This window comes from Ideonella sp. (assembly GCF_041914305.1).
GTDB lineage: Bacteria > Pseudomonadota > Gammaproteobacteria > Burkholderiales > Burkholderiaceae_C > Ideonella.
The window spans coordinates 321546-347287 of sequence record NZ_JAYSDQ010000001.1 but is presented as its reverse complement, the minus strand read 5'-3'; the positions used below and the strand labels follow the sequence as shown (position 1 = coordinate 347287).

Annotated in this window: 25 protein-coding genes; 11 read left to right on the top strand and 14 right to left on the bottom strand. The window is 68.1% G+C overall.

Annotated elements, in window-relative coordinates:
* Nucleotides 1-14: 14 nt before the first annotated feature.
* Together ACE3SG_RS01445 and rfbD are read left to right on the top strand one after the other, a co-directional pair.
* Nucleotides 15-1286, top strand: a complete 1272-nt coding sequence (locus ACE3SG_RS01445; RefSeq protein WP_374562143.1) for a CDP-glycerol glycerophosphotransferase family protein — start codon at nt 15-17, stop codon at nt 1284-1286.
* Between the two features lie 70 nt (nt 1287-1356).
* Nucleotides 1357-2253 carry a dTDP-4-dehydrorhamnose reductase gene (gene rfbD, locus ACE3SG_RS01440; protein ID WP_374562142.1) on the top strand — a complete coding sequence of 299 codons (897 nt, stop codon included), beginning with the start codon at nt 1357-1359 and terminating at the stop codon, nt 2251-2253.
* Nucleotides 2254-2265: 12 nt separating this feature from the next.
* On the opposite strand, the gene ACE3SG_RS01435 is transcribed toward rfbD, so the two are convergent.
* Nucleotides 2266-3255 carry a sulfotransferase gene (locus ACE3SG_RS01435; RefSeq protein WP_374562141.1) on the bottom strand — a complete coding sequence of 330 codons (990 nt, stop codon included), beginning with the start codon at nt 3253-3255 and terminating at the stop codon, nt 2266-2268.
* A gap of 200 nt (nt 3256-3455) precedes the next feature.
* On the opposite strand from ACE3SG_RS01435, the gene ACE3SG_RS01430 reads away from it, so the two are divergent.
* The 3 genes from ACE3SG_RS01430 to ACE3SG_RS01420 all read left to right on the top strand — a co-directional run bounded on the left by ACE3SG_RS01430 (nt 3456) and on the right by ACE3SG_RS01420 (nt 6995).
* On the top strand, nt 3456-4985 hold the full coding sequence (locus ACE3SG_RS01430; RefSeq protein ID WP_374562140.1) for a glycosyltransferase family 2 protein: 1530 nt from the start codon (nt 3456-3458) through the stop codon (nt 4983-4985).
* A 1-nt stretch (nt 4986) separates the two neighbouring features.
* Complete coding sequence (gene vioA, locus ACE3SG_RS01425) at nt 4987-6120, top strand: dTDP-4-amino-4,6-dideoxy-D-glucose aminotransferase VioA (RefSeq protein ID WP_374562139.1); 1134 nt, start codon at nt 4987-4989, stop codon at nt 6118-6120.
* A 95-nt stretch (nt 6121-6215) separates the two neighbouring features.
* The gene (locus tag ACE3SG_RS01420) at nt 6216-6995 is read left to right on the top strand and encodes a sulfotransferase domain-containing protein (RefSeq protein WP_374562138.1); all 780 of its coding nucleotides are present in this window, start codon (nt 6216-6218) and stop codon (nt 6993-6995) included.
* Nucleotides 6996-7004: 9 nt separating this feature from the next.
* Here the strand turns inward: ACE3SG_RS01420 and ACE3SG_RS01415 are convergent, their stop codons facing one another.
* The 4 genes from ACE3SG_RS01415 to ACE3SG_RS01400 all read right to left on the bottom strand — a co-directional run bounded on the left by ACE3SG_RS01415 (nt 7005) and on the right by ACE3SG_RS01400 (nt 11061).
* A complete protein-coding gene (locus tag ACE3SG_RS01415; RefSeq protein WP_374562135.1) occupies nt 7005-7778 on the bottom strand; it encodes a WbqC family protein in 774 nt (257 codons plus the stop codon).
* 4 nt (nt 7779-7782) lie between these two features.
* Nucleotides 7783-8271 carry an adenylyltransferase/cytidyltransferase family protein gene (locus ACE3SG_RS01410; RefSeq protein WP_374562133.1) on the bottom strand — a complete coding sequence of 163 codons (489 nt, stop codon included), beginning with the start codon at nt 8269-8271 and terminating at the stop codon, nt 7783-7785.
* A gap of 122 nt (nt 8272-8393) precedes the next feature.
* On the bottom strand, nt 8394-9542 hold the full coding sequence (locus ACE3SG_RS01405) for an FkbM family methyltransferase (RefSeq protein WP_374562132.1): 1149 nt from the start codon (nt 9540-9542) through the stop codon (nt 8394-8396).
* Nucleotides 9543-9573: 31 nt separating this feature from the next.
* Nucleotides 9574-11061: a CDP-glycerol glycerophosphotransferase family protein gene (locus tag ACE3SG_RS01400; RefSeq protein ID WP_374562131.1), complete on the bottom strand. Its 1488-nt coding sequence runs from the start codon at nt 11059-11061 to the stop codon at nt 9574-9576.
* A 623-nt stretch (nt 11062-11684) separates the two neighbouring features.
* On the opposite strand from ACE3SG_RS01400, the gene flhD reads away from it, so the two are divergent.
* The 6 genes from flhD to ACE3SG_RS01370 all read left to right on the top strand — a co-directional run bounded on the left by flhD (nt 11685) and on the right by ACE3SG_RS01370 (nt 16038).
* Nucleotides 11685-12008, top strand: coding sequence for a flagellar transcriptional regulator FlhD (gene flhD / locus ACE3SG_RS01395; protein WP_329722013.1), 324 nt, complete (start codon nt 11685-11687; stop codon nt 12006-12008).
* Nucleotides 12009-12137: 129 nt separating this feature from the next.
* Nucleotides 12138-12725, top strand: a complete 588-nt coding sequence (gene flhC / locus ACE3SG_RS01390) for a flagellar transcriptional regulator FlhC (RefSeq protein WP_374562129.1) — start codon at nt 12138-12140, stop codon at nt 12723-12725.
* 340 nt (nt 12726-13065) lie between these two features.
* Nucleotides 13066-13926 (top strand): flagellar motor stator protein MotA, encoded by an 861-nt coding sequence (motA, locus tag ACE3SG_RS01385; protein WP_374562128.1) that lies wholly within the window; start codon nt 13066-13068, stop codon nt 13924-13926.
* A 100-nt stretch (nt 13927-14026) separates the two neighbouring features.
* The gene (gene motB, locus ACE3SG_RS01380; RefSeq protein ID WP_374562126.1) at nt 14027-14950 is read left to right on the top strand and encodes a flagellar motor protein MotB; all 924 of its coding nucleotides are present in this window, start codon (nt 14027-14029) and stop codon (nt 14948-14950) included.
* 42 nt (nt 14951-14992) lie between these two features.
* Complete coding sequence (gene cheY / locus ACE3SG_RS01375; protein ID WP_374562124.1) at nt 14993-15388, top strand: chemotaxis response regulator CheY; 396 nt, start codon at nt 14993-14995, stop codon at nt 15386-15388.
* A gap of 17 nt (nt 15389-15405) precedes the next feature.
* A complete protein-coding gene (locus ACE3SG_RS01370) occupies nt 15406-16038 on the top strand; it encodes a protein phosphatase CheZ (RefSeq protein WP_374562122.1) in 633 nt (210 codons plus the stop codon).
* A gap of 75 nt (nt 16039-16113) precedes the next feature.
* Here ACE3SG_RS01370 and ACE3SG_RS01365 read toward each other — a convergent pair whose 3' ends face one another.
* Genes ACE3SG_RS01365 through ACE3SG_RS01325 form a run of 9 tightly spaced genes read right to left on the bottom strand, consistent with a single transcriptional unit; the run spans nt 16114 to nt 25699 of the window.
* Entirely contained in the window at nt 16114-17703 is a 1590-nt protein-coding gene (locus ACE3SG_RS01365) for a glycoside hydrolase family 32 protein (RefSeq protein ID WP_374562121.1), read from the bottom strand.
* Nucleotides 17700-19055 (bottom strand): thymidine phosphorylase, encoded by a 1356-nt coding sequence (deoA, locus tag ACE3SG_RS01360; protein WP_374562120.1) that lies wholly within the window; start codon nt 19053-19055, stop codon nt 17700-17702. The genes ACE3SG_RS01365 and deoA overlap by 4 nt, the downstream gene beginning before the upstream one ends.
* Before the next feature lie 13 nt (nt 19056-19068).
* Entirely contained in the window at nt 19069-19845 is a 777-nt protein-coding gene (gene deoC / locus ACE3SG_RS01355) for a deoxyribose-phosphate aldolase (protein WP_374562119.1), read from the bottom strand.
* Entirely contained in the window at nt 19842-20684 is an 843-nt protein-coding gene (locus ACE3SG_RS01350) for a purine-nucleoside phosphorylase (protein ID WP_374562118.1), read from the bottom strand. Before ACE3SG_RS01350 ends, deoC begins: the two co-directional genes overlap by 4 nt.
* Complete coding sequence (locus ACE3SG_RS01345; RefSeq protein ID WP_374562117.1) at nt 20674-21111, bottom strand: cytidine deaminase; 438 nt, start codon at nt 21109-21111, stop codon at nt 20674-20676. Before ACE3SG_RS01345 ends, ACE3SG_RS01350 begins: the two co-directional genes overlap by 11 nt.
* A complete protein-coding gene (locus ACE3SG_RS01340; protein WP_374562116.1) occupies nt 21111-22052 on the bottom strand; it encodes an ABC transporter permease in 942 nt (313 codons plus the stop codon). The genes ACE3SG_RS01345 and ACE3SG_RS01340 overlap by 1 nt, the downstream gene beginning before the upstream one ends.
* On the bottom strand, nt 22045-23178 hold the full coding sequence (locus ACE3SG_RS01335; protein ID WP_374562115.1) for an ABC transporter permease: 1134 nt from the start codon (nt 23176-23178) through the stop codon (nt 22045-22047). Before ACE3SG_RS01335 ends, ACE3SG_RS01340 begins: the two co-directional genes overlap by 8 nt.
* Nucleotides 23175-24731: an ABC transporter ATP-binding protein gene (locus ACE3SG_RS01330; protein WP_374562114.1), complete on the bottom strand. Its 1557-nt coding sequence runs from the start codon at nt 24729-24731 to the stop codon at nt 23175-23177. Before ACE3SG_RS01330 ends, ACE3SG_RS01335 begins: the two co-directional genes overlap by 4 nt.
* The gene (locus ACE3SG_RS01325; RefSeq protein ID WP_374562113.1) at nt 24728-25699 is read right to left on the bottom strand and encodes a BMP family protein; all 972 of its coding nucleotides are present in this window, start codon (nt 25697-25699) and stop codon (nt 24728-24730) included. Before ACE3SG_RS01325 ends, ACE3SG_RS01330 begins: the two co-directional genes overlap by 4 nt.
* Nucleotides 25700-25742 lie beyond the last annotated feature (43 nt).

Genomic DNA, 25742 nt, shown 5'->3' with positions numbered 1-25742 from the left:
CAGGAGGACGCCGTTTGAACGCACCGGCCCAGAACGAACAACAAGACGCCCCCCGCCCACTGCAGGGTAGGCTGGACGACCTGCAGATGGCGAACGAATTCGCCCAGCTTTCGCTGAAGCTGAAGAAGCGGCCGCTGGTGCTGTTCTTCGGCCGGACCAGCTTTGCCGACAACAGCAAGTACCTGTTCCTGCGGGCGATATCACAGGCCCGCGGCTATGACGTCGTCTGGTGCACCGTCAACGCGGATCTGGCGGCCTCGCTGCATGCGCAGAACCTGCCCTGCCTGCTGCTGGGCCAGGACATCGATCTGACGCTGGACATCCTGCTGCATGCCGCCGTGGCGGTGTTCACACTGAACCCCTGGGAAAGCCTGGGTATGTCGCAGCCGATGGTGAACTGCCTGGCCGGCGCCAAGCAGTTGCAGCTGTGGCACGGCATCTCGGTCAAGAAGCTGACACTGCAGTTGCTGGCCTACCTTGGCGCCAGGGCCGCCGATGTGCGGCCTTACTGGCTGTCGAGCATCCGGGCCGACTATGTGCTGTCCACCGCCTCCCATTTCGACGGCTATTGGCGCGAAGTGTTCGGCTGCCGCCAGCTGGTGCGTGCCGGCATGCCGCGCAACGAGGTGCTGCTGCGGCCAGCGACCGAGCTGGAAATGGTCGGTGCAGAGCTGTCGGAGCGTGGCCGCAAGGCGTTGGACTCCGGCCGCCCCGCGATCCTGGTGGTGCCGACCTGGCAGCGTGGCAAGTGGACCGAGCTGACCGGCTCCAACTTCCTGGCACATGCGGTCAAATTCGCCCGCGAACACAAGGCCAACGTCTTCTTCAAGGCCCACCCGACCTACTTCGGCCACTGGAACCAGAAGGACCAGGACGTCGAGGGCCTGCACCTTGTCGACCCGGGCACCGACATCTACCCCTGGATGAACCGCTTCTCGGCGCTGGTGACCGACTATTCGTCGATCATGTTCGACTTCCTGCTGACCGGCAAACCTGTGCTGACGCTGGACCTGGCCCCGGGCGACCACCAGAGCTACGAGCCCGACTACGGCCTGGTGCCCGAAGGCGATTTCCGCATCAACTACACGACGGAAACGCTGGGCGCCAAACTCAAGCGTGCGCTGTTCGACGACAAGAAGCGCGAGCTGCGTGAGGCCTACGCGAAACAACTCTTCGAATCGGACCCGCTGAGCGCATGCGACGACCTGCTGCAACTGATCGACGCGCTGGTAGAGCAATCCCAGCAGCCGGATTTCAAGGTCTGGGCGCCCGGCGCCGCGTTGTGATCCGCCCACCGAAGCCCGGCCCGACACCGCATACCATCGCTGGTTTCGCCAGAACGAGGGAAGGCTACACGTGAAGATTCTGCTGCTGGGCAAAGACGGCCAGGTCGGCTGGGAACTGCAACGCGCGCTGGCGCTGCTGGGCGAGGTGATCGCGCTCGACCATGACAGCCAAGAGCTGCATGGCGACTTCTCGCGCCCCGAGGCCCTGGCCGCCACCGTGCAGGCCGTGCGCCCCGCGATCATCGTCAATGCCGCCGCGCACACGGCGGTCGACAAGGCCGAAAGCGAACCCGACTTCGCCCGCGCGCTGAACGCCACCGCGCCCGGTGTGCTCGCGCGCGAGGCGGCGGCGCTGGGCGCCACGATGGTCCACTACAGCACCGACTACGTGTTCGACGGCTCGGGCCACGCGCCGCGGGCCGAAGACTCACCCACCGCCCCGCTGTCGGTCTACGGCCGCACCAAGCTCGAAGGCGAACAGCTCGTTCAGGCCAGCGGCTGCCGCCACCTGATCCTGCGTACCAGCTGGGTCTACGCGGCCCGCGGCGGCAACTTCGCCAAGACGATGCTGCGGCTGGCCGGCGAGCGCGAGCAGCTGAAGGTGATCGACGACCAGATCGGCGCGCCCACCGGTGCCGAGCTGCTGGCCGACGCCACCGCCCATGGCCTGCGCGCGATGGCCATCAACCCGGCGCTGGGGGGGCTCTATCACCTGGTTACCGGTGGCGAGACCAGTTGGCACGGCTACGCCCGTTACGTCATCGAGTGGGCCCGCGCCCGCGGCCACGCGATCAAGGTGCCGGCCGACCAGGTGCTGCCGATCCCGACCAGCGCCTACCCGACGCCGGCGGCGCGGCCGCTGAACTCGCGGCTGGACACGGCCAAGTTCCAGCGCGACTTCGGTTTGACGCTGCCCGACTGGCAAGCCGGCGTGCAGCGCATGCTGCGCGAGGTGCTGGAGCGCTGAGGGCCGCGCCGGCTAAGGCCTGATCGGCAGGCGCTGGTAGAAGCGCTTCTTCGCCTCGACGTTGGCCTTCACGCTGGCCGGTTGCGCATGCACCTTGGCCCGGTTGTCGGCTTCTTCGAACCGGGCCAGCGCGTCTTTGGCGAACCGGTCGAGTTCGGCTTGGTCGAACTCGCACTGATAGCCCAGGTGCTGCATCTCGTTCGCGCAGATGCATTCGATCGCGCGGATCTCGTCCGGGGTCAGCTCGCTGCGGTACTTCTGGCTGTTGTCGGTCATCACCGCCTTGTCCAGGTTGGACCAGGCGTGCTGCTGGCCGGCGTTGGCGCGCGTCAGGTCCGACTCGTGGTACGCCAGCATGGCCGGCTCGTAGGCCAGGCCCATCATGCCGAGCACCTCGGTCAGCACCTTCTCGGGCGCCGAGATCAGCTGCTCGTAGTAGACCAGCCGCGCCCGGCCCAGCCGGTGCAGATCGCTGTAGAGCTTGAGGCAGTTCTGCTGGTCGGCCTGCCATTGCCGCGCGGCGCGGCACACGCCACCCGGGTGGCCGGGATTGTTCTTCCATGACAAGGCCATGTCGCGCGGGTCGCGCACCTGGTAGACGTAGGTCGCCTGCGGAAAGTGCAGCAGCAAGAAGGCGATGAACTCGTAGACCTGGTTTTCCTTGACGAACACCACCGACTTGCCATGGGCCTCGGCCTCGGTGGCGAAGATGCGACGGATCAGCGTCGGCAGATCCCCCGGGGCGGCCAGGCCGGCCAGGTCGGCCAGCGAAAAGCTCGTGCGCCAGTGCGAAAACTCGGCGTTCAGCAGCGCGTGAATGTCTTCGAGCAAGGCCTGCCAGTGGGCGGGCCGCTCCAAAGGCTCGTAGCGAAAGGCGTTGCGCGCCACCGGGTTGATCAGGTGCTTGGTCGCCGGGCCGCAGATGGCCGAGTGGGCGTCCAGCATCCGGGTGATCAGGTTGCTGCCGCTGCGCTCCGAGCACATCAGGAAACTGAAGTTCACGTTCACCTCCCGGGCAGGTCCGCGCCCTGGCGCCTGTTCATCGTGGCCCAGCACTGGATGAATGTCCATGCCCCGGCCCGGCTTCCAAAGCCGCCCCCGGAAGATAAGCCAGGGCGGTGGCGAGCGGGGCCGAATCTGGCCCGAAACAGCCTGCCTTATCCGGCGAACGCAGATGGTGGGGGTGCCTAAAGTTCTTCCACATGCATGCCTGCGCCCTTCCCGCCATCGATGCCGACCTGCCGGGTCTGCTCAAGCACCTTCAACGGCACTTTGCCGCGGGTGACGATGCGGGCTTGGCGGCGACATTGGCAGACACCGACCCCGAGCGGATCACGCGGGCCACCACGCTGGTCGGCGCGCTTTGCATCGGCGGCGCCGCCTTCGCCTTGAAGCTTGTTTCCAGCCAATACCCCGCGTTGGGCGACGACGAATGCACCGGCGCCGTGCTGGAGGCCTTCAGCCAAGTGGTCGACCCACCGCAAGACGCCGCGCCAGACCACGAGCAGCAGATCGCCCAATGGCTGGTCGACAGCTTTGAACTTCAGGCGCCCGCCTCGTCGCTGCTGGACATCGTGCGCGCCGATTTCCTGATCGACCGTGCACCACTGCAAGAGCTGCCGCAGGCCGTCAATGTTGCGATGCAACATGAACAGTGGGAGCTGGCCCTGCGCGGGCTCACCCGTGTGAAGACGGGCCTGCAAGCCGGCACGCCGCGCCGGATCTACGGCCTGGCATCGTTGTGCCTGCATCGGCTGGGCCGATATGAACAAGCCAACCAGTGGGTTCGCGACGGGCTGAGCGACGAACAGAAGCAGTTGCTCCACATCCCCGCCGTGCAGACCGAAGACGCCCTGCTGCGCCGTTGGGGCGCTGACGCGAAACCCGTCGTCAGCATCGTCTGCACCACCTACAACCACGAGCGCTACATCGACAGCACGATCCGGGGCTTCCTGAGCCAGGACTGCCCGTTTCCGTTCGAGATCCTGATCCACGACGACGCGTCGACCGACCGGACCCAGGACGTCATCCGCCAGTGGCAGCAGCGCTACCCGAAGCTGATCAAGCCGGTGCTGCAGACCGTGAACCAGAAGTCACAAGGCGTTCGCCCCTTCGAGCTCCTGCTGGCCAAGGCCTGCGGCGACTTCGTGGCCACCTGCGAAGGCGACGATTTCTGGGTCGACCCGGCCAAGCTTCGGCGCCAGGTCGGCTACCTGATCGAGCACCCCGACGTCTCGTGCTCGGCCCACAACTACTACCACTTCGTCGAAAGCACGCTGGTGGTCAAACCGTGGCGCCGTGCCGGGCCCGACTTCTTCATCTCTCCACGCCAGTTGATGGGCCTGCAGTTCCTGCTGTGGTTGCCGACGCTGGTGTTCCGCAAGACCTTCTCGGCGTTGCCGCCCGAGCGGGCGCTGGCCGCGTTCGGCGACCAGTTCCTGACCTCGTACCTCGGCACGATGGGTCGCTGCATCTACTTCAACACGATGCTCGGCGCAGTGCGCCGCGAGAACGAATTCAGCACCTGGAGCCCGCTGCCCGAGCGCGAGAAAGAGCGGCGGCGAGTGAAGACCTGGGTCGCGATGCTGCGCATGCACGAGCGGCTGGGCCAGCAACAGGCGGTCGACGACCTGATGGCCAAGATCAAGGCCTCGTCGCTCGACGCCCGGCTCAAGACATCGCTTCTCGACGACTCGACTCCCTCTCAATCCTCAACCCTGGTGGCGGCCTGATATGAACCCGATTTTCGTTACCCAACCGTATCTGCCTCCGCTGGAGGAATTCATCCCCTACCTCGAGCAGATCTGGGAAAGCAAGACGCTGACCAACCGCGGGCCGATGCACCAGCGGCTGGAAAAAGAGCTGTGTGATCACCTCGGCGTCGAGCACATCTCGCTGTTTGCCAACGGCACGCTGGCGCTGGTGACCGCGCTGCAGGCCCTGCGCATCACCGGTGAGGTCATCACGACACCGTACTCGTTCGTCGCCACCGCGCACTCGCTGTTGTGGAACGGCCTGACGCCGGTCTTTGCCGACATCGACCCGGTGACGCTGAACCTCGATCCGAAGAAGATCGAGGCCGCGATCACGCCGAAGACGACCGCGATCGTGCCGGTGCACTGCTACGGCACGCCGTGCGACATCGACGCGATCCAGACGATCGCCGACAACTACAACCTGAAGGTGATCTACGACGCGGCCCACGCCTTTGGCGTGAAGCGCAACGGCCAGAGCATCCTGAAGGCGGGCGACCTGTCGATCCTGAGCTTCCACGCGACCAAGGTTTTCAACACCTTCGAAGGCGGCGCGATCATCTCGCCCGACGCGAAGACCAAGCAACGCATCGACCAGCTGAAGAACTTCGGCTTCGTTGACGAAGTGACCGTGGTCGCGCCCGGCATCAACGGCAAGATGAGCGAAGTCAACGCCGCGTTCGGCCTGCTGCAGCTGCAGCACATCGAGCGCGCGATGGCGCGCCGCGCCGAGATCGACGCGATGTACCGCACGCGCCTGGCCGGTGTGCCTGGCCTGCGCCTGCTCGAGCAGCCGATGCCCGGCAACACCAGCAACCACTCGTACTTCCCGGTGCTGGTGGGCCCAGACTTCTCGGTCACCCGCGACGAGCTTTACCACCTGATGAAAGAGCAAGGCATCCACGGCCGGCGCTACTTCTACCCGCTGATCAGCGAGTTCCCGATGTACCGCCACCTGCCGTCGGCGCAACCCGGCCTGATGCCGGTGGCCCAGGGCATCTCGCGCGAGGTGCTGTGCCTGCCGATCTACCCGGCGCTGACCGACGAAGAAGTCCACCGCATCGCCGACACGGTCTGCTTCGCGGCGACGGTGCAGCACAAGGCGGCTGCGTGATACTGGTTGGATGAGGCGCCCCGCCTGGCCGTTCTGTCAGGCCTCTTTCCTGCCCGGCGGGAGCGGGGCCGCAGGTGCTGCACTAGAGTGATCGAATGAACCAGGTCGCGATCTTTGGTTGCCCTCGCAGCGGCACCAGCTGGCTGGGCCAGCTGTTCAATGCCAGCGAGGCAGTGGCCTATCGCTACCAGCCGCTGTTCTCGTACGAATTCAAGAACTGGTTCGGCGTTCACGGCGTGAGCGCCGAATCCCTGGATGCCTTCGGCAATGCGTTGCTCGGCGCCACGTCCGACTTCGTGCTGCAACCGCTGCGTCCGCCCAAGGCGCAGCGGTTGACGCACCTGGTGTGGAAAGAGGTGCGCTACCACCACCTGATGCCGGCGCTCGCCGCCCTGCCCGGCCTGCACAAGCTGATCTACATCCACCGCCCGGCGCTGGACGTGATCAACAGCTGGTACCAGGCGCCAAAAGAGTTTCGCGCCGGCCAGGACATCCACGCCGAATACCTGCACGCGCCGTCGAAGAACACCGATCCCTGCGAGTACAACGGCTACGCGAAGTGGAAAGAATCGCTCGCGCTGGCGCTGGCGGTGAAGGCGGCCCACCCGGACAAGGTGCTCTTCGTCTCGTACGACAAGTTGCGCGCTGACCCTGCTGCTCAGCTGTCGTCACTGTTTGCTGCGGTGGGCTTGCCGATGTCGCAGCAGGTGCTCGACTTCATCGCCGCCAGCACCTCGCAGCACGACGATGACGCCTACAGCGTGTTCCGCACCCGGACCGCCGGACTGGCGCTGCCAGCGGACATCGTGCGCCACCTCAGCGAGGACGCCGAAGGGCGAGACCTGATCACCCGGATGGAGTTGCTTTCGATCTGACCGATCAGGTCAGGGTTCGAGATCGCAGGCGTCGAGCAACTCGACGACCTTCTCTGGCGTGCAGTGCATCAGCACATCCAGCATCGACAGGTACGGCACGAAGGCCGGCGACGGCTGCGGGTACTGCACCGGGCGCATCGCGCAAAAGCGCAGCGCCATGCCATCGCGCTCGAAGTCGGCCGCGTCGTAGAGCGCGCGGCCACCGGTCGGGTTGATGTAGGTCGATGCGCCTTCGGCGCGGCACACCGCGCGCACACGCGCCGACGCGCGCAGCTCGGGCAGCAGCGCATGCGCCGACGAGAAGCCGTGGTCGAACGGCAAGCCGAGGTAGTCGAACACCGCGGCCATGCTGCGGGCGTTCTTGCGCGCCACGTTTTCGTCCGGCTCGAGCAGCACGCGCTGCACGAACTCGAAGACAGGCTCGAAATGCGGCGCCTTCGCGTAGGCCCGCTGCAGCAGCGCGAGCAGCGGCTGCCATTCGCCGACATAGTCGTGCTCGGCGATCGTGCGGTTCTGGCTGGCGTTCTTGACCGGCGCGGTGAAGGCGTGTGATTCGCCGTTCAGCAGCACGGCATTGCGGTGGATGTAGCCCTTCTTGATGAAGGCCACATCGTCGAAGCAGATGAAACGGTCGACCTGGCGGGCCAGCTGAAACGTGCCCAGGTACGGAAACAGATAGGGCTGCAGCACCGCGACGCGGCGCTGCGGTGGCGTCGTCGATTCGGCAGCAGAGGCGCCAGCGGTCGACACAGTCGACTCGGCGGCGCGCTCGAACAAGCTCATGGCGTCACGCCCTTTCACGCACCGCAGCGACGACGTCGGCCTTCAGCTCGGTGCTCGAGACGCCCTCGGTGCGCGGCAGGTAGACCACGTCGCACAGCATCTTCAGCTCGTCGAAGCGGCCGGTCCAGTCGCTGCCCATGACGACCACGTCCACGCCGTGGACCATCACGTCGACTTCCTTCTGGGCCCAGTCGTTCTCGGGGATCACTTCGTCGACATAGCGGCAGGCGCGCACCATCGCGACGCGGTCGGCATACGGCACGACCGCCTTCTTGCCCTTGATCGCGTTGAACTCGTCGGTCGACACCGCAACGATCAGCCGGTCGTAGCGCTGCTTGATGCGCTCGAACAGCCGCACGTGGCCGATGTGGAACAGGTCGTAGGTGCCGTAGGTCAGCGCGATGGTCGTGCCACGGTCTGCCGGTGCGAGCTCGGGCAGGCCGGTGGCCGCCGCAGCGGCGCCGTGGGCGTAGGGATTGGCGATCAGGCTCATCGTGGCGCTCCCGTGTCAGGTCGGCGCCGACAGGGTGGGCGCCATGGTGTTCACTCTACGCAGCGCACGCCAGCGCGATGGCTGGAGAAACGGCCTCATCACCCCGCTCCACCGGCTCAAGTTCAGGCCGCCTGCGGCTCGCCGACCACGGCCCGCTCGGCCTCGCGCTTGTCGCGACGCAGGGCTTCGACCTGGCCGAACTTCCTGGCATAGGCGCGGCAGAAGGTGCCCAGCGCATCGGCCATCGGGTCGGTGGCCGAGGTGTCGGGCGCCGCCGGTGGGCGCACCGGGTGGGTGGCCCGCTCGGTCGGGATCGCCAGCAAGATCGCCTCCCAGCCGTCTTTCAGCTGCACCCACTTGAAGGTGAAGCTGTAGTCGACGCCGGTGGCGTGGATGGCCTGCGGGATCGTGAACGCGTCGTTCCACTTGTGGTACAGGCAGATCGCGAGCTTGGGCTTGAAATGCTGGATGGTCTGGCGCGCGCCGGCCAGGGCCTGCAGCTCGGCGCCTTCGATGTCCATCTTGATGAAGTCGACCTTCTCCAGGCCGAGCCCCATCACGTAGTCGTCGAGCGTGATCGTCTGCACCTTGGTGCCCTGGCCCGCCTTGCCGAAGATCGAGGTCGAGCCCTGGGTAGCACCGTCGGCGATCACGATCTCGTCGCCGGTGCGGTCGGCCAGCGCCAGCTTGTTGATGACGACCTGGCCGTCGCGCACGCCGTTGCGCTCGAAGTTATGCACCAGCAGCGCCAGGTTCTCGTCCAGCAGCTCGAAGCTGTGGACCTGGCAGCGGCCGCCGAGCTTGTGATGAAAGTACACGCCGGTGTCGCCGATGAAGGCGCCGGCATCGATGATCACGTCGCCAGGCGCGAGCTGGATATCGCCCTGCTCGTACTGGCCGTAGCGGATGTCGTGCGCGCCCAGCCACCAGTCGTAGCCCAGCATCTTGAAGTCGTAGCCCTGCGATGTCATGTCGCGCAGGCGGTAGGGCACGCCATTGAGCTCTTCCACCGGCCGCGGCTCGGTGCGCAGGCGCTCGATCGTCGTGTCGTACAGGTGGCGCTCGATCGGGTTGACCAGGTCGATCTTGGCCCAGCGCTTCAAGAACCACAGCACGAAGCGCGACTGGTCGGCCGCGCTCAGCCGGTCGTACACGCCGCTGGCGATGTCGGCCAGGTGCGGTGCGTACTTCTCGTAGAAGACGCAGAACTTGTAGAGGTCGTCGTCGCGCAGCCGGGGCAGCAGTGCGGCCAGGTCGTTGCGAAGCTTCATCGGTCGGTCTCCTGATGTCCGGCGGGGTGGCTCACTCGGCGTCGAGCGCCAGGCCCAGCTCTTCCAGCAGCAGCGCCGACAGGCGCTCGCCGGACTGGCCGTCGTGGTGGTCGTGCAGGCGGTCGCGCAGCGCCTGGCGGTGCCGGGCGTGGGCGCCCGACTCGGCGGCCCGGTTGCGCAGCGCCAGCAGCAGCTCGTTGACGCTGGCCACCAGCGGGCCGGGCTTGACGTCGAGCTTGTCGTCGTACAGCGTGCGCGAACGCGCGATGTACTCGGCGTGGTCGGGGCGGAACAGGATGATCGGCCGGTCCAGCAGCAGGTAGTCGAACATCACCGACGAATAGTCGGTGACCAGCTCGGTGGTGTGCGGCAGCAGCGGGTAGATGTCGGTGCGCGGGGCGACGAAGCGTGCCGTCGGCACCGCCTCTTTCAGCTGCGGGATCATCGGCTGCTCGACCGGGTGCAAGTTGACGATCAGCAGGTCGCCGCGCTCGTCGAGCTGCTTGGCCAGGCGCTCCAGCCCGGCGTCGACGACCCAGGTGCCGCGCTTCACGTCGCGAAAGGTCGGCGCATACAGCACCACCCGCTTGCCGGCGGCGCGCGCGGTGCGGGCCGCGTCCAGCATCTCGGTGTCCACGTTCAGCAGGTCGGCCTCGGTCGGCTCGCGCAGCAGCACGTCGTTGCGCGGGTAGCCGATCGGCGCATAACGCTCGAAGCTGAACCAGCGCCGCCATTCGTTCTCGGCCGACGCGGCGGTGCCGACCAGCCGGGTGTACGGGCCGGTGGTGGCCAGCACCTTGGCGAAGCGCGGTGTCATGTTGCGCATCGGCGTCAGGTTGCGCAGGCCGATCTCCTTGATCGAGATGCCGTGCCACAGCTGCACATGGCGCGCGCCGGCCAGCAGGGCCGGGGCGTAGGGGTTCGGGTTCAGGAAGTGATCACAGGTGACGACCACCGCGGCCGACAAGGCAGCGCGCAGGTGCTCGGCCGACCAGTCGGCATGGCGGGTCGGGAAACACGGCTCGCCCAGGCTCTTGGCCATGCGCTCCTGCTCGGCGTTTTGCGGCAGCAGCCAGGCGGTGATGCCCTCGGCCTTGGCCCGCTCGCGGAAAGCCAGCCAGGCGTACTTGACGTTGCAGCCCAGGTAGGTGGTGGCCACGAAGACGACCGAGCGCTCTTTCGGGTGCATGCGCGAGACGCGCTCGAGGTCGCGGCAGCTGCGCTCCAGCGCGAACTGCTGCTCCAGGTCGACCAGGCGGCTGTTCAGCGCGCCGATCGCGGCCAGCGCGGCTTCGGCACCACCGGCCAGCTGGGGCACCGGCGCGGCCTGTTGCTGGGCCTGCTCCTGCAGGCCGACGACAGCCTCGACCAGTTGCTCGAAAGCCTGGCTCAGCTGGCCGCCCAGGGCTTCGACCGCGCCAAGGCGCTCGTCCCAGTCAGGGCCCACGTCGGCGCCCAGGCCGGCGGGCGGCAGGCTGGCGGGGTCGTAGGTCGAGGTGTGCGGGGAGACGTCGATCATGGGTGGGCTTCTTGGGCCGATCCAGCGGCCATTGCGCCAACACTGTAGGCAGCGACACCCGGCGGTGAAGCCCGGATATGCGGCGCCAAGCCCGTTCTGTTCGGCCCGGCGGGCAGCGCAAACAGCCTGGGGCCGCAGCGCGGGCCTGCCCTAGGCGTTCACCCTGACCAGAGCGTGAATTTCGACCACACCCGAACCGAACGGGCGCACACTGTGTACGAAAGCGCCGTCGGGAAGACGGCAGCGGGCCCGGCGGCCGGCTGGTCGCGCGGGCTCCGCTGCCGACAGGACGGCGAATGGGCGGCGAAAAACGGGCGGCGAACGCGAGGGGCCAGCTTTGGGCGGGACAACAGCAGACGCAGTGTCGGCAGCTTCGTGCCACTGTAGGCAAGGCCCGGGCGTGGCCTTTGCCAGAAAAGCAGCCCGGCACCCCGCCAATCTCCTTTTGAACGACCTGACGCGGTCGGTTTGTAGGAATTTGCCTGACAGGGCTGACGGAAAAACGCGGACTTCAGCGGCGGAAGTGAGCTGATGTTTCCGTTCTGTTTCGGTCCTTACAGTTCATCCCAAGCCGAGACACAAAGTCTCTTCTTCAAAACGGTAGACGAGCAAAGGAACGAATGATGGACACCAACCAGATCCTCGCCGAGATCCGCGAAGCCAACCTGTCGTACCTGATGCTGGCCCAGAGCCTGATCCGCGCCGACCGCGAACAAGCGCTGTTCCGCCTGGGCGTCTCGGAAGAGACCGCCAACCTGATCGCCACGCTGACGCCGGCGCAGATGATGAAGATCGCCACCGGCAACACGCTGCTGTGCCGCTTCCGCATGGACGACGACCTGGTCTGGGGCCTGCTCACCAGCCACGGCAAGGCCGCCGCGAACGACAGCGTCAGCCGCCTGCACGCCTCGATCCTGATGGCCGGACGCCATCAAGAAGCAGCCTGAAGAAATGTCGGCCCCGGTCTGGCGAGTACGCCAGCCCACCCCCGAGGGGTTGCCGAGCCGCCTTGGGAGCGGCCCGGCGCCGGCTCGGCAAATCTGTCATAGATCACTCGTTGAGTCTTGGAGGACACCATGGCCCGCAACAAAAGCATCCTGACCGAAGCCCGCCAGATCGAGCGTGCCGTCACGCTGATCAACCTGGGCGCCCGCCTGCAGGTGCTGGAGTCGGAGACCGACCTGTCCTACGAGCGCCTGCTGCGCCTGTACAAGGAAGTCTCGGGCAAGTCGCCTTCGAAGGGCCAGCTGCCGTTCTCGACCGACTGGTTCATGACCTGGCAGCCGAACATCCACGCCAGCCTGTTCCTGAACATCCACGAGTACCTGAACAAGACGTCGGAGCTCGAGGAGATCGACACCGTCATCAAGGCCTACCAGCTCTACCTCGAGCAGACGGCCGCCCAGGGGCTGGAGCCGATGCTGTCGGTGACCCGCGCCTGGCGCCTGGTCAAGTTCGTCGACAACGGCATGCTGACGATGACCAAGTGCAACAAGTGCGGCGGCCACTATGTGAGCCACCCGCACGAGATCGCCAAGCACTTCGTCTGCGGCCTGTGCAACCCGCCCGCCCGTGCCGGCAAGGGCCGCCAGGCCGGCGCGCTGCAATTGCCCAGCGCCACCAGCAACCGCCAGCTGGCCACCACCGCGGACGACGACGCCTGACGCGGCGTGCAGTCCACCGGGATCTGCCAACTACTGCCGAACCCCATGTAACCAATTGCGTCACCCCTTGAATTCGGCGGTCGGCGGCCGATTTCACAAGGCGTCAGTTTTGTTTTTGTTCATGCTTGTCTCCTCCTAGCACAACCCCTGTGCTTTCAGGCGGGCTCTTCGTGAGTCCGCCTTTTTTCTTTCTGCATTGCAGCAAAGGCCGGGGCAATAAGCCGCCAATTCGAGGCTTTCGCCCGCTCAAGCTGCGCCGAGGGGTTACCGATATCACCGCCAAGGGCCGCGCTCGTTCGCTGCTCGAAGCGCACAAACGAGAACCCGGAACCCCCTCACCATGTTTGTCATCGTCGGCTGGCTGGTCGCCATCGGTTGCATCTTCGGCGTGTTCATTGCGCACGGGGGCAACATCGGCGTCGTGCTCCACGCCCTGCCGTTCGAGCTGATCACGATCTTCGGTGGCGCGTTCGGCGCGTTCGTCGCCAACAACCAGCCCAAGGTGCTCAAGGCCACGGCCCGGGGCCTGGCGTCCTGCTTCAAGGGCTCGAAGTACTCGAAGGCCCGCGCGATGGAGCTGCTGGCGCTGCTGTACGAGATCTTGCAGAAGGCGCGCAAGGAAGGCCTGATGTCCATCGAGAAGGACGTCGAGGACCCGCAGAACTCGCCGCTGTTCCAGAAATTCCCGACCGTCGGCCACGACCACCACGTGACCGAGTTCATCACCGACTACCTGCGCATGATGGTCTCGGGCAACCTGAACGCCCACGAGATCGAGTCGCTGATGGACAGCGAGGTCGAGACCCACCATGCCGAGGCGCACGCCGCCGCCGCCGCGCTGCAGCGGGTGGCCGGCGCCCTGCCCGCCTTCGGCATCGTTGCCGCGGTGCTGGGCGTGGTCAACACGATGGGCTCGGTCGGCCAACCCCCGGCGGTGCTGGGCGCGATGATCGGCTCGGCCCTGGTCGGCACCTTCCTCGGCATCTTGCTGGCCTACGCCTTCGCCGAGCCGCTGGCCGGCCTGCTGGAGCAGAAGATCGACGAGGACGGCAAGGAGTTGCAGTGCATCAAGACCACCTTGCTGGCGTCGATGCAGGGCTACGCACCGCAGGTCGCGATCGAGTTCGGCCGCAAGGTGCTCTATTCGACCGAGCGCCCGACCTTCCTCGAGCTCGAGAGCCACGTCAAGGGGAAGAAGTGAAAACCACTCCTAGCCCGACCCTGTTCGCCGCAGGGCCGCCCCAAGGCGAACGCGCCCCCTCGGGGGGCGACGCCGTACCAAGCGTCTTGGGGGGTCAGTGATGGCGGGTGACGCAAAGAAACTCCAACCGATCATCGTCAAGAAGGTCCGCAAGGGTGGCCATGCCACCCACGGCGGGGCCTGGAAGATCGCCTACGCCGACTTCGTGACGGCGATGATGGCGTTCTTCCTGCTGATGTGGCTGCTGGGCTCGACCACCGAGGGCGACAAGAAGGGCATTGCCGACTACTTCTCGTCGCCGATGAAGGTGGCGCTGTCGGGCGGCGCCGGCTCGGGCGACGCCTCGCACGTGATCAAGGGCGGCGGCGAAGACCTGACGCGATCCGGCGGCCAGATCAAGCGCGGCGACGTCGACGCACCGAAGAAGACGATCAACCTGGCCGCGCTGAAGGCCGAGCAGAAACGCGCCGAGCTCGCGAAGCTGCAGGAGGTCAAGCACACGATCGAGGAAAAGATCCAGGCCAGCGAGCGGCTCAAAGCCTTGTCGTCGCAGCTGCGGCTGGACATGACCCGCGACGGCCTGCGCATCCAGATCGTCGACGAGCAGAACCGGCCGATGTTCGCCTCGGGCAGCGCCGCCGTACAACCCTACATGCGAGAGCTGCTGCAGGCGATCGGCGCCATCCTCACCGAGGTGCCGAACCTGCTGACACTCGAGGGTCACACCGATGCGACACCGTTCTCGAGCGGCGAGCGCGGCTACAGCAACTGGGAGCTGTCGGCCGACCGAGCTAACGCCTCGCGGCGCGAGCTGATGGCCGGCGGGCTGGCCGAGAACCGGGTGCTGCGGGTGCAGGGCCTGGCCTTCAGCCAGCCGTTCGACCGCAACGACCCCACGAGCCCGAGCAACCGCCGCATCAGCATCATCGTGATGAACCGCGATGCGGAAGACCGTGTTTTCCGCACGTCCACCGAATCCCCGAGCGCCGAAGAAGAAACGGCCTCAAGTGTCCCCGCCCGCTGACCGATAACGCTTCAAACCTTGCTGACCCGCTGAAGGACCGCCATGAACCAGAGTGACCTGAAATTCCTTGTCGTTGACGATTTCTCCACCATGCGCCGCATCGTGCGCGGCCTGCTCAAGGAGATGGGCTGCAACAACTGCGAAGAAGCCGAAGACGGCCAGGTGGCGCTCGGCATGCTCAAGGCCTCGAAGTTCGACTTCGTGGTCAGCGACATCAACATGCCCAACATGAACGGCTTCGACCTGCTGAAGGCGATCAAGGCCGACGACTCGCTCAAGCACCTGCCGGTGCTGATGGTGACGGCCGAAGCACGCAAGGAAGACATCGTGCTGGCGGCGCAAAGCGGTGCGGCGGGCTACATCGTCAAGCCCTTCACCAAAGCCACGCTGGAAGAAAAAGTCCAGAAGATCATGCAAAAACTGGCCGCCACGGCCTGAGCCCGAGGGATACCACCATGAAGATGGAAGACATTTCCAAGCTGTCGGCGGCCGACCCCTTGATGGTCTCGCCCGAGGTGTTTCAGCAACTGGGCAGCATCACGCGCCTGCTGCACGACACGATGCAACAGCTGGGCGTGATGCCCAAGCTGCAAGTCGCGACCGACGGCCTGCCCGACGCCCGCAGCCGGCTCTCGTACATCGCGACGAAGACGGCCGCCGCCGCCGAGAAGGTGCTGAATTCGGTCGACCAGGCCAAGGCCGAGCACGCCGAGATCAGCGAAGCGACCCATGCGCTGGCCAAGGCCATCGTCGCCGACCCGGTGCGTACCGTCGCCAGCGGCGCGGTGATGAACTTCGTGCACGACGTCGAAGCGCGAACCGCCCGCATCGACAGCCACCTGACCGACATCATGATGGCGCAGGACTTCCATGACCTGACCGGCCAGGTGGTGGCCAAGGTCGTGACGCTGGCCAACGACCTCGAAGACAGCCTGGTCAAGCTGCTGGTGCAGGTGGTGCCGCCGGACCAGCGCGAGAAGGTCGACCCGAGCGTGCTGCAAGGCCCGGTCGTCAACCCCGAAGGCCGCACCGACGTGGTGGCCGACCAGGGCGAAGTCGACGACCTGCTCGCCAGCCTCGGGTTCTGAAGCCCCCCAGGTCAACGGGAACATCCAGCACAACGCGCCCCTCGGGGCGCGTTGTTCATGGGTGGCCCGCGAACGTCAAGGCCAGATGCGCGCCAGCCGGTGCGCCCGGCCGCTGAGCAGGCGTGCGCCGGGGCCTTCGCCGAACAGCGTGGCGGTGGTGAAGTCTTCGGTCGGGAAGAACTGGTCGGTCATCTGCAGCGCGCCGTCGTCGGCGAACAGCTCGGCCGACGAGGCGTCGAAGTACAGGCGCAGGCGCACCGGGCCGCGAGGCACCGGGCGTGACGCCGTGTGGACCGCGACGGCGAAGCTCTTCGAGAAGCGGCTGTCCCCGGCCTGGGTGCGGTCGCTGAAGTACAGCTGCTGGGTCGCGTCGTAGCCGATGCGGTAGCGCTCACCATGTGCGTTCGAGAGCTCGACCCCGCAGCGCCCCACCGTGCCGGGATCGATGACGAGTTCGAGCTCCAACGCGCGCGGGTCGATGGTGGTCACCTGGCTGAGGTCGAACGGTGCCCCGCGCAGCGCCATCGGCGGCAGGTTCGCCGTCTGGGCCCGCAGCGATCCGAGCGCCGGCAACGGCCGGGTCGCGAGCCGCCAGACCCAGCCCTGCCGCCGCAGCGCCAGAGTCACCGGCAAGGTCATCGCGCCGCGCCAGCTCGACGCAGGCACCTGCGACGCGTAGTCCCAGTTGTTCATCCACGAGATCAGGATGCGCTGGCCGTCCGGCGCGTTCGACCAGGTGGCGCCGGCGTAGTGGTCGCGCCCCTGGTCCAGCCAGACGGCACGGCCGAGCGGCACCTCGGGCTCGAAGGCGGGGTCGAGGGTGAAGTGCTCGCCATCGAAGTCGCCGACGAAGTACTGCGTGCCCGAGCCGCCGTTCGGCGCGCCCGACCCGACGCTGCACAGCAGCACCCAGCGCTGCTCGCCGGCCGCACCGTTCTCGACCGGCAGCGGGAAGAAGTCGGGGCACTCCCAGGCCCCGCCATGGCCGCCGACATGGCGCCCGAAATCGCTCAGCCAGGCCCAGCGTTTCAGGTCGGGCGAGCCCCAGAACTCGACGTGGTCGCCCGCCGCGATCACCGCGACCCAGCGCTTGGTCGACCCGTGCCAGAACAGCTTCGGGTCACGAAAATCTTTCGCCGAACCCGGGTTGGCGATCACCGGGTCGTCGTCGAACGCGGCCCAGCTGCGCCCACCGTCCTGGCTGTAGGCCAGGTGCTGTGATTCGTAGTCGCGCCGGCCGTCCGCCTCGGCGGCGGCGTCATGGCGCGTGTACAGCGCCACCAGCGCACCGGCACCGAAGCCGGCCGTGTTCGCCGCATCGACCACCACCGAGCCCGAGTACGCGTACCGCTGCGCATCGGGTTCGAGCGCGATCGGCTGTTGCTCCCAATGCACCAGGTCGCGGCTCGTGGCGTGGCCCCAATGCATCGGGCCCCAGTCTTTGGAATCCGGGTGGTACAGGTAGAAGAGGTGGTACAGCCCGTTGTGAAAGACCACCCCGGTCGGGTTGCCCATCCATCCCGCCGACGGCGTGAAGTGGAACTGCGGCCGGTGCGGCTCGCGGTAGCTGCTCGGTGGCGGCAGCTCCGGCTCGCGCACGGTGCGGCAGGCACCGAGCCAAGGCAGCGTGGCCGATGCGGCCAGCAGCAGGCGGCGGCGCATCATGCTTGCTCACCCAGGCGAGCACACACCACCGGCCCGGGCTCGACCGGTTGGGACTGCTGCGCCGCCTCCACCCGCACCCATTGCGCCAGGCGAGCCAAGGCGGCCTCGGCCGCGTCGTCGCTCGCGGCATGGACCCACAGCAGGGGTTGGCCGCGGTGCACGGTCTGGCCGGGCGGCACCACATCGGCCAGGCCGACACGCAGGTCGATCGGGTCTTCGGCGCGGCGGCGGCCACCGCCGAGCTGCACCACCTCCAAGCCGAGAGCGCGGGTGTCGACCGCGGCCACATGGCCGTCGATCGGCGCCGGCAGCGGGCACCGCACCGGCGCCTGGGGCAACTGGGCGTCGGCCAGCACGTCGCGCGGGCCGCCGAGCGCGGCGACCATGCGGGCAAAGGTCTCGGCGGCGCGGCCGCTGGCGAGCGCGTCACGGGCCTGGGCCTCGCCGGCCTGCGGCGATTCGGCCAGGCGGCCCAGGTGCAGCATCTCGCCGGCCAGCGCCAGCGTCACCTCGAGCAGGCGCGGCTCGCGGGAGCGCGCGGTCAGGAAATCGATCGCCTCGCGCACCTCGAGCGCATTGCCGGCGTGGTGACCCAGCACCTGGTTCATGTCGGTCAGCAGCGCGCGCGTCGGCAGGCCGGCGGCGCGGGCCACCCGCACCAGCGCCAGCGCCAGCGGCTGCGCTGCGCCCAAGTCGGGGCAGAAGGCGCCGTTGCCGACCTTCACGTCCATCACCAGCGCCTGCAGGCCGGCGGCCAGCTTCTTCGACAAGATGCTGGCGACGATCAGCGGCAGCGACTCGACCGTGGCCGTCACATCGCGGATCGCGTAGAGCCGCTTGTCGGCCGGGGCCAGCGCGGCACTGGCGCCGACGATCGCACAGCCAGCCTCGCGCAACACGCGGCGCAGCGCCGCCGGCTCGGGCATCAGCTGGTAGCCCGGCAAGGCGGCCAGCTTGTCCAGCGTGCCGCCGGTGTGGCCCAGGCCCCGGCCCGAGATCATCGGCACGAAGCCGCCACAGGCCGCGACGATCGGCGCCAGCATCAGGCTGACCTTGTCGCCGACCCCGCCGGTCGAGTGTTTGTCGAGCACCGGGCCCGGCAGGTCGAGCTCGGCCCAGCGCAGGCGCTCGCCGCTGTCGGCCATGGCCCGGGTCAGCGCGGCCGTCTCGGCATCGTCCATGCCGCGCAGCAGCACGGCCATCGCCATCGCGGCGGCCTGGGCCTCGGTCCAGCGGCGCGGGTCGGCCTCGGGCGCGGCGAGGCCATCGACAAACGCCTGCACCTCGGCGGCAGACAGCGCACGGCCATCACGCTTGGTGCGGATGACCTCCTGCGGCAGCAAAACAGTCATGGTGGGATCGGCTTCAGTAACCGCCGCCGGCGGGGGCAGACACGTGGCCGGCCAGCACCGCCTCGATGTCGTCGAGCAGGCCGCTGGCGCCGATGCGAAAACGCGCCGGCATGCCCGCGTCCTGGCCCAGGTGCTCGGTCACCAAGCCGAGGTACAGCGCCGCGTCGGCCACGCTGCGCACGCCGCCCGAGGCCTTGAAGCCGACGGTGGTGCGGCGCGCATCGGCGGCGATCGCCTGCAGCATCGCGCGCGCGGCTTCGGGCGTGGCGCCGACCGGCACCTTGCCGGTGCTGGTCTTCAGGAAATCAGCGCCCTCGCCCAGCGCGATGCGGCTGGCCTCGGTGATGCGCGCCGGCGTTTCGAGCCTGCCGGTTTCGAGGATCACCTTCAACCGCAGGCCATCGCTGGCGCGGCGGGTGGCCGCCAGCACGCGCGCCACGGCGCCGGTGTCGCCATTGAGCAGTGCCTGCCACGGCAGCACCACGTCGACCTCTTGCGCGCCCGCCTGCACGATCTCGCCCACGTCGCGCTGCGCCCGCTCGGGCTTCGCCTCGCCTTGCGGGAAATTGGCCACCGCCGCCACGGCGATCGACGCCGGCAACCGGCGCCGTGCCAGCCCCGCCAGGCGGGGCCAGACGCAGACCGCGGCCACCGGGCCGAAGCGGCCTTGCGCACGCTCGCACAGGCGCTCGATGTCGGCCTCGGTGTCGTCGTCGTTCAGGCGCGTCAGGTCCAGGCAGGCCAGCGCCTGCCGGGCCACCCGCTGCAGTTCGGTGTCCGTCATCTTCATGCGGCAGCAACCTCGTTGTTCAGGGCGTCGAGAATGGCACACAGCAGCGTCACCGCCTGCCCGCCGGCCTGCTCGGCCACGCTGAGTGTCTGGTGATGGCTCAGTGTCACATCGGCCAGGCCGCAGCCCAGGTTGGTGATCAACGACAGCGCCAGCACCTTCAGCCCGGCATGGCGGGCCAGGATGGTTTCGGGCACCGTGCTCATGCCCACCGCATCGGCGCCCAGGCGCTGCAGCATGCGGATCTCGGCCGGCGTCTCGAACTGCGGGCCCAGCATCCAGGCGTAGACGCCTTCGCGCAACGGGCGGCCAAGTGCCTTGGCCGCCACCTGCGCACGCGCCCGCAACGCGGCGGAGTAAGCCTCGGCCAGGTCGACGAAGCGCTCGTTGCCCACCTCGCCGACCAGCGGCGAGCGCTGCACCAGGTTCAGGTGGTCGGCGATCAGCATCACCTCGCCCGGCGGCAGCGCCGGGTCCAGGCTGCCGGCGGCGTTGGTCTGCACCAGCGTGCGCACACCGGCCGCCGCCAGCGTGCGGATCACGCCCTTCATCGCCGCCGCATCGCCCGTCTCGTAGGCATGCTTGCGGCCGCACAGCACCATCACCGGCGCGGCACCGATGCGGCCGATCAGCAGGCGGCCGGCGTGGCCGCCGACGCCGATCGGCGGGAACGCCGGCAGGTCGCCATACGGCACCTCGACCGCGTCTTGCACCTGGGTCGCCAGGCCGCCCCAGCCAGAGCCGAGCACGACGGCGGTGGTCGGCAACGCCGCCGCGCCCGCGCGCTCACGCAGCAGCGCGGCCGAACGCTGCACGGCGGTTTCGAATTCAAGGGGCATCACGGCCGTCTTTCTTCATCATCAAATGGGTGGGCCCGAAGCTCGCGGGCAACAACGCGGCCAGCGTGTGTTCGGCGCGCCAGCCCTGGCTGTCGGCGATGCGGATCGGCAGCGTGGCACCGGCGAACTCGCGCAACTTCTGGCGGCAGCCGCCGCAGGGCGTGACGGGCTCGGTGCCCTCGCCGACCACCACCGCCGCCACGATCTGCTGGCCGCCGGCCAGCACCAGGCCCGACAAGGCACCGGCCTCGGCGCACACGCCCTCAGGGTAGGCCGCGTTCTCGACATTGCAGCCCGCGTGCACGCGGCCCGCTTCGTCCAGCAAAGCCGCCCCCACGTGGAAGTGCGAGTACGGTGCGTAGGCTTTCTCGCGCGCGGCGCGGGCTGCATCGAGCAAGGCTTGCCATTGGGCTTCGGTCGGGTTCATCACCGTTCCTTCACATAGGGCTGGCCCAGCGCACGCGGCGCCCGCGCGCGGCCGATGAAACCGGCCAGCAGCACCACCGTCATCGCATACGGCAAGGCCTGGATCGCCTGCACCGGCACGGCGCCGATGCCCGGCAACGGCGTACCTTGCAGGCGGATCGCCAGCGCGTCAAGAAAGCCGAACAGCAGGCAGGCGCCGAGCGCGCCGAGCGGGCGCCAGTGGCCGAAGATCATCGCGGCCATCGCCATGTAGCCCCGCCCGGCGGTCATGTTCGGCACGAACTGCGGGCTTTGCGCCAGCACCAGGTAGGCGCCGGCCAGCGCGCACAACACGCCGTTCAATGCCAGCGCGTGGTAGCGCAGGCCGACCACCGACACGCCGGCCGCATCGACCATCGCCGGGTTCTCGCCGGTGGCCTGCAGGCGCAGGCCGAAGCGGGTGTGGTCGAGCAGCCAGACGACCGCCGGCACCAGCGCCAGCGCCAGGTAGACCAGGCCGTTGTGGCCCAGCAGGCCCAGCATCGGCGTGGCCCCGCCCGGGCCGCCGAACCAGCGCGACAGGCGCAGTTCGTCCGGCAGCGCGGGTGTCTGCCCACCCAGGTGGAACCAGGCGATGCCCAGCACCACGGTCAGGCCGGCGCAGGTCATCGTGATCGCCATGCCGGCCACCACTTGGTCGCCGCGGTGGCTGACGCAGGCGTAGCCATGCAACATCGACAACGCGATGCCGACGACGATGGCGATGAGGAAAGCCAGCGGCAACGAGCCGGTGAGCGCCGCGGCGCTGCCGGCGGCGAACGCGGTCGCCAGCATCTTGCCTTCGAGGCCCAGGTCGATCACCCCGGCGCGCTCGGACAGCGTGGCGGCCAGCGCGCACAGGATCAAGGGCGTCGCCACGCGCAGCGTCGACGCGATCAGCGTGCCCAGCGCAATGTCATCCACGCTCGGCCTCCTTCGTGTCTTTCGCGTGCGACCAGCGGGCCCAGGCCCGCGCCAGCGTCGGCGCGGCGGCCTGGCCCAGCGCGCCGCAGAACAGCACGATCAGGCCTTGCAGCGTGAACACCATGTCGCGGCTGACGCCGGGCATCTCGAACGACAGCTCGGCACCGCCCTGGTACAGCGCACCGAACAGCAACGCCGCCAGCACCACCCCCACCGGGTGGTTGCGGCCGATCAACGACACCGCGATGCCGGCGAAACCGGCGCCCACCACATAGTCGAGCAGCAGGCGGCCCTGCACGCCGGCCAGCTCGTTGATGCCCAGCAGGCCGGCCAGCGCACCCGAGGCGCACATCGCCACGATCACCTGCCGCGCCGGGCGAATGCCGGCGTACTGCGCGGCCCCCGGCGCAAAACCGACCGTGCGCACCGCATAACCCGAGGTGCTGCGCCAGAGCCAGAAGTACACCCCCACCGCCGCCGCGATCGCCAGCAGCACCGACAGATTCAGCGGCGAGCGTGGCCACTCGATGCCGACCATGGCCAGCACCTCATGCACGCCCGGCATCAGCGCGGCCGGCCCGAACGGGCGGCTCTCCACCGTCATGTTGCCGGGCTCCTTCAGCACCTCGACCAGCAGGTACGACAGCAGCGTCGACGCGAGGAAGTTGAACATGATGGTCGTGATGACCACGTGGCTGCCGCGCCAGGCCTGCAGCACCGCCGGCACCGCGGCCCAGGCCATGCCGAACAGCATCGCGGCGAAGATCATCGCCGGCAGCACCACCCAGGCCGGGTAGTGGTCGCCCAGCCACAACGCGACCAGCGCGGTGCCGATGCCGCCCAGCATCGCCTGGCCTTCGCCACCGATGTTGAACAGGCCCGCGTGGTAGGCCACCGCCACGGCCAGGCCGGTGAAGACGAAGGTCGTCGCGTAGTACAGCGTGTAGCTGACGCCGATGGCGCTGCCGAAGGCACCGCGCAGCAGCAGCGACAAGGCCTGCGCCGGGTCCTGCCCGGTGAACGCGACGACGAGCGCGCTGACGGCCAGCGCCATGCCCAGGTTGAGCACCGGCAGCAAGCCGAGGTCCATCCAGCGCGGCAGCTCATAAGCCTGACTGCTGCTCATGTGGACTGCACCCCCGCCATCAAGCACCCCAGCGCCGATTCGCTGCAGGCCTCGATCGGCAACTCGCCGGCGATGCGGCCGGCGTTCATCACGATCACCCGGTCCGACAGCGCGAGGATCTCGTCCAGCTCCGACGACACCACCAGCACCGCACCGCCGGCGTCGCGCATCGCGCGCAGCCGGCCGTGGATGAACTCGATCGCGCCGATGTCGACGCCGCGCGTGGGCTGGCCCACCAGCAACACCTGCGGCTGGTGCAGCGCCTCGCGCGCCAGCACCAGCTTCTGCTGGTTGCCGCCCGAGAACTTGGCGCTGCGCAAGCCCGGCGCGCGCGGCCGCACGTCGTAGTCGGCCATCATCTGGGCGGTGTCGTCGCGCATCGCGCCGCGGCGCGCAAAACCGCGCCGGGCATAACGCGCCAGGCGGTGGTAGCCGAGCACCGCACTTTCCCAGGCGCCGAATGGCAGCACCAGGCCGCGGCGATGGCGGTCTTCGGGCACATGGGCCAGGCGCAGGCGGCGGGCGCGTGCAGGGGTCAGCCAGCGCTGGGGCTCGAAACGCTGATCGCCCAGTTGCAGGCTGCCCGACGCCGGCGTGGCCAGGCCGGCCAGCACATCGAGCAGCTCGCTCTGGCCGTTGCCCGAAACACCAGCGATGCCGACGATCTCGCCCGGCCGCAGCGCCAGCGACACCTCGTTCAGGCGCAGCACGCCTTGCTCGTCACGCCAGCTCAGGTTCTGCGCACTCAGCAGCGGCGCCGCCCCGGCCCGCGCCGCGGCGCCCTCGCGCCGGCCCAGCTGCACGCGGCGGCCGACCATCGCCTCGGCCAGGCCATCGATCGTGGTGTCCGCGGTGCGCGTATCGAGCACCACGCGGCCGGCGCGCATCACCGTCACGCGGTCACACAGCGCGACGATCTCCTTGAGTTTGTGCGTGATCAGCAGCACCGTGCTGCCGCGCTCGCGCAGCTGGCGCAGCGTGGCGAACAGCGTCTCGGTCTCGGCCGGGGTCAACACGGCCGTCGGCTCGTCCAGGATCAGGATGCGCGCGCCGCGGTACAGCGCCTTCAATATCTCCAGCCGCCGGCGCTCGCCGACCGGCAGCGTCTCGACGATCGCGTCGAGCTTGAGCTGCAGCCCGGTGTCGCGCATCAGCGCTTCGAGCTCGCGCCGCACGCGCTGGCGCGTCGGCCCCAGGCGCCAGCTGGGCTCGGCGCCGAGCAGCACGTTGTCGAGCGCGCTGAAGGTCTCGACCAGCATGAAGTGCTGGTGGACCATGCCGATGCCCAGCGCGATCGCATCGTGCGCGTTGCGGATGCGGGCGGGCTGGCCCTCGACCTCGATCTCGCCGCTGTCGGCCTGGTAGAAGCCATACAGGATCGACATCAAGGTGCTCTTGCCGGCGCCGTTTTCGCCCACGATGCCGTGGATGCTGCCGCGCGCGACGTGCAGGCTCACCTCGTCGTTCGCGCGCAGCGCGCCGAAACGTTTGCAGATGCGGTTCATCGCCACCGCGCTGGCCGGCGCGGTGGGCTGCACGACAGTCGAGCTCAAGGCGTGCAGCTGTTGGCGGCCATGTAGTCGATGACCTTGATCTTGCCGGCGATGATGTCGGCCCGCGCCGCATCGACCTTGGCCTTCATCGCCGCGGTGACGAGCTTGGCGTTGTCTTCGTCGATCGCGACGTCGACGCCGCCCTCTTTCAGGCCCAGCACGGTCATGCCGGGGGTCGACTTGTTGGCCGCGTTGTAGACCGCAACATCGACGCGCTTGACCATCGAGGTCAGCATCGTGCCGGGGTGCAGGTGGTTCTGGTTGCTGTCGACACCGATGGCCAGCTTGCCGCCGTCCTTGGCGGCCTGGAACACGCCGACGCTGGAGCCGCCGGCCGCGGCGAAGATCACGTCGACCCCCTTGGCGAACTGGGCCTTGGCCAGCTCACCGGCGCGCGACGGGTCGCTCCACGCCGCGGGCGTGGTGCCGGTCATGGCGCCGGTCAGCTCGATCTTCGGGTTGGCATAACGCGCACCCTGCTCGTACCCGCACTGGAACTTGCGGATCAGCGGGATGTCCATGCCGCCGACGAAGCCGAGCTTGCCGGTCTTGCTGGCCATCGCGGCCATGATGCCGGCCAGGAAGCTGCCCTCGTGCTCTTTGAAGACGATCGACTCGACGTTCGGCTGCTTGACCACCGAGTCGATGATGACGAACTGTTGCTTCGGGAACTGCTTGGCCACCTTCTCGATGCTCGAGCCCTGCGAGAAGCCGATGCCGATCACCGGGCTGGCGCCGCGCTCGGCCATGCGCCGCATCGCCTGCTCGCGCTGGGCTTCGTTGGCGATCTCGAAATCGAGGTAGGGCTTGCCGGTGTCTTTCTTCCAGCGCTCCGCGCCCCGGTAGGCGGCTTCGTTGAACGACTTGTCGAACTTGCCGCCCATGTCGTAGACGAGGGCGGGTTGGGCCCAGGCAGAGGCCGACAGGCCGGCCGACAGCGCGGCGGCAATGATCAATCTGCGGAACATGAAGGTCCTTGGGTAACGAAGCCGGGTTCGAAGTGGCGGGGAG

Coding starts and splice junctions, on each gene's coding strand:
- ACE3SG_RS01430 (WP_374562140.1), top strand. CDS start 3,456: ATGCATGCCTGCGCCCTTCCCGCCATCGATGCCGACCTGCCGGGTCTG.
- vioA (WP_374562139.1), top strand. CDS start 4,987: ATGAACCCGATTTTCGTTACCCAACCGTATCTGCCTCCGCTGGAGGAA.
- ACE3SG_RS01420 (WP_374562138.1), top strand. CDS start 6,216: ATGAACCAGGTCGCGATCTTTGGTTGCCCTCGCAGCGGCACCAGCTGG.
- ACE3SG_RS01415 (WP_374562135.1), bottom strand. CDS start 7,778: ATGAGCTTGTTCGAGCGCGCCGCCGAGTCGACTGTGTCGACCGCTGGC.
- ACE3SG_RS01410 (WP_374562133.1), bottom strand. CDS start 8,271: ATGAGCCTGATCGCCAATCCCTACGCCCACGGCGCCGCTGCGGCGGCC.
- ACE3SG_RS01405 (WP_374562132.1), bottom strand. CDS start 9,542: ATGAAGCTTCGCAACGACCTGGCCGCACTGCTGCCCCGGCTGCGCGAC.
- ACE3SG_RS01400 (WP_374562131.1), bottom strand. CDS start 11,061: ATGATCGACGTCTCCCCGCACACCTCGACCTACGACCCCGCCAGCCTG.
- flhD (WP_329722013.1), top strand. CDS start 11,685: ATGGACACCAACCAGATCCTCGCCGAGATCCGCGAAGCCAACCTGTCG.
- flhC (WP_374562129.1), top strand. CDS start 12,138: ATGGCCCGCAACAAAAGCATCCTGACCGAAGCCCGCCAGATCGAGCGT.
- motA (WP_374562128.1), top strand. CDS start 13,066: ATGTTTGTCATCGTCGGCTGGCTGGTCGCCATCGGTTGCATCTTCGGC.
- motB (WP_374562126.1), top strand. CDS start 14,027: ATGGCGGGTGACGCAAAGAAACTCCAACCGATCATCGTCAAGAAGGTC.
- cheY (WP_374562124.1), top strand. CDS start 14,993: ATGAACCAGAGTGACCTGAAATTCCTTGTCGTTGACGATTTCTCCACC.
- ACE3SG_RS01370 (WP_374562122.1), top strand. CDS start 15,406: ATGAAGATGGAAGACATTTCCAAGCTGTCGGCGGCCGACCCCTTGATG.
- ACE3SG_RS01365 (WP_374562121.1), bottom strand. CDS start 17,703: ATGATGCGCCGCCGCCTGCTGCTGGCCGCATCGGCCACGCTGCCTTGG.
- deoA (WP_374562120.1), bottom strand. CDS start 19,055: ATGACTGTTTTGCTGCCGCAGGAGGTCATCCGCACCAAGCGTGATGGC.
- deoC (WP_374562119.1), bottom strand. CDS start 19,845: ATGAAGATGACGGACACCGAACTGCAGCGGGTGGCCCGGCAGGCGCTG.
- ACE3SG_RS01350 (WP_374562118.1), bottom strand. CDS start 20,684: ATGCCCCTTGAATTCGAAACCGCCGTGCAGCGTTCGGCCGCGCTGCTG.
- ACE3SG_RS01345 (WP_374562117.1), bottom strand. CDS start 21,111: ATGAACCCGACCGAAGCCCAATGGCAAGCCTTGCTCGATGCAGCCCGC.
- ACE3SG_RS01335 (WP_374562115.1), bottom strand. CDS start 23,178: ATGAGCAGCAGTCAGGCTTATGAGCTGCCGCGCTGGATGGACCTCGGC.
- ACE3SG_RS01325 (WP_374562113.1), bottom strand. CDS start 25,699: ATGTTCCGCAGATTGATCATTGCCGCCGCGCTGTCGGCCGGCCTGTCG.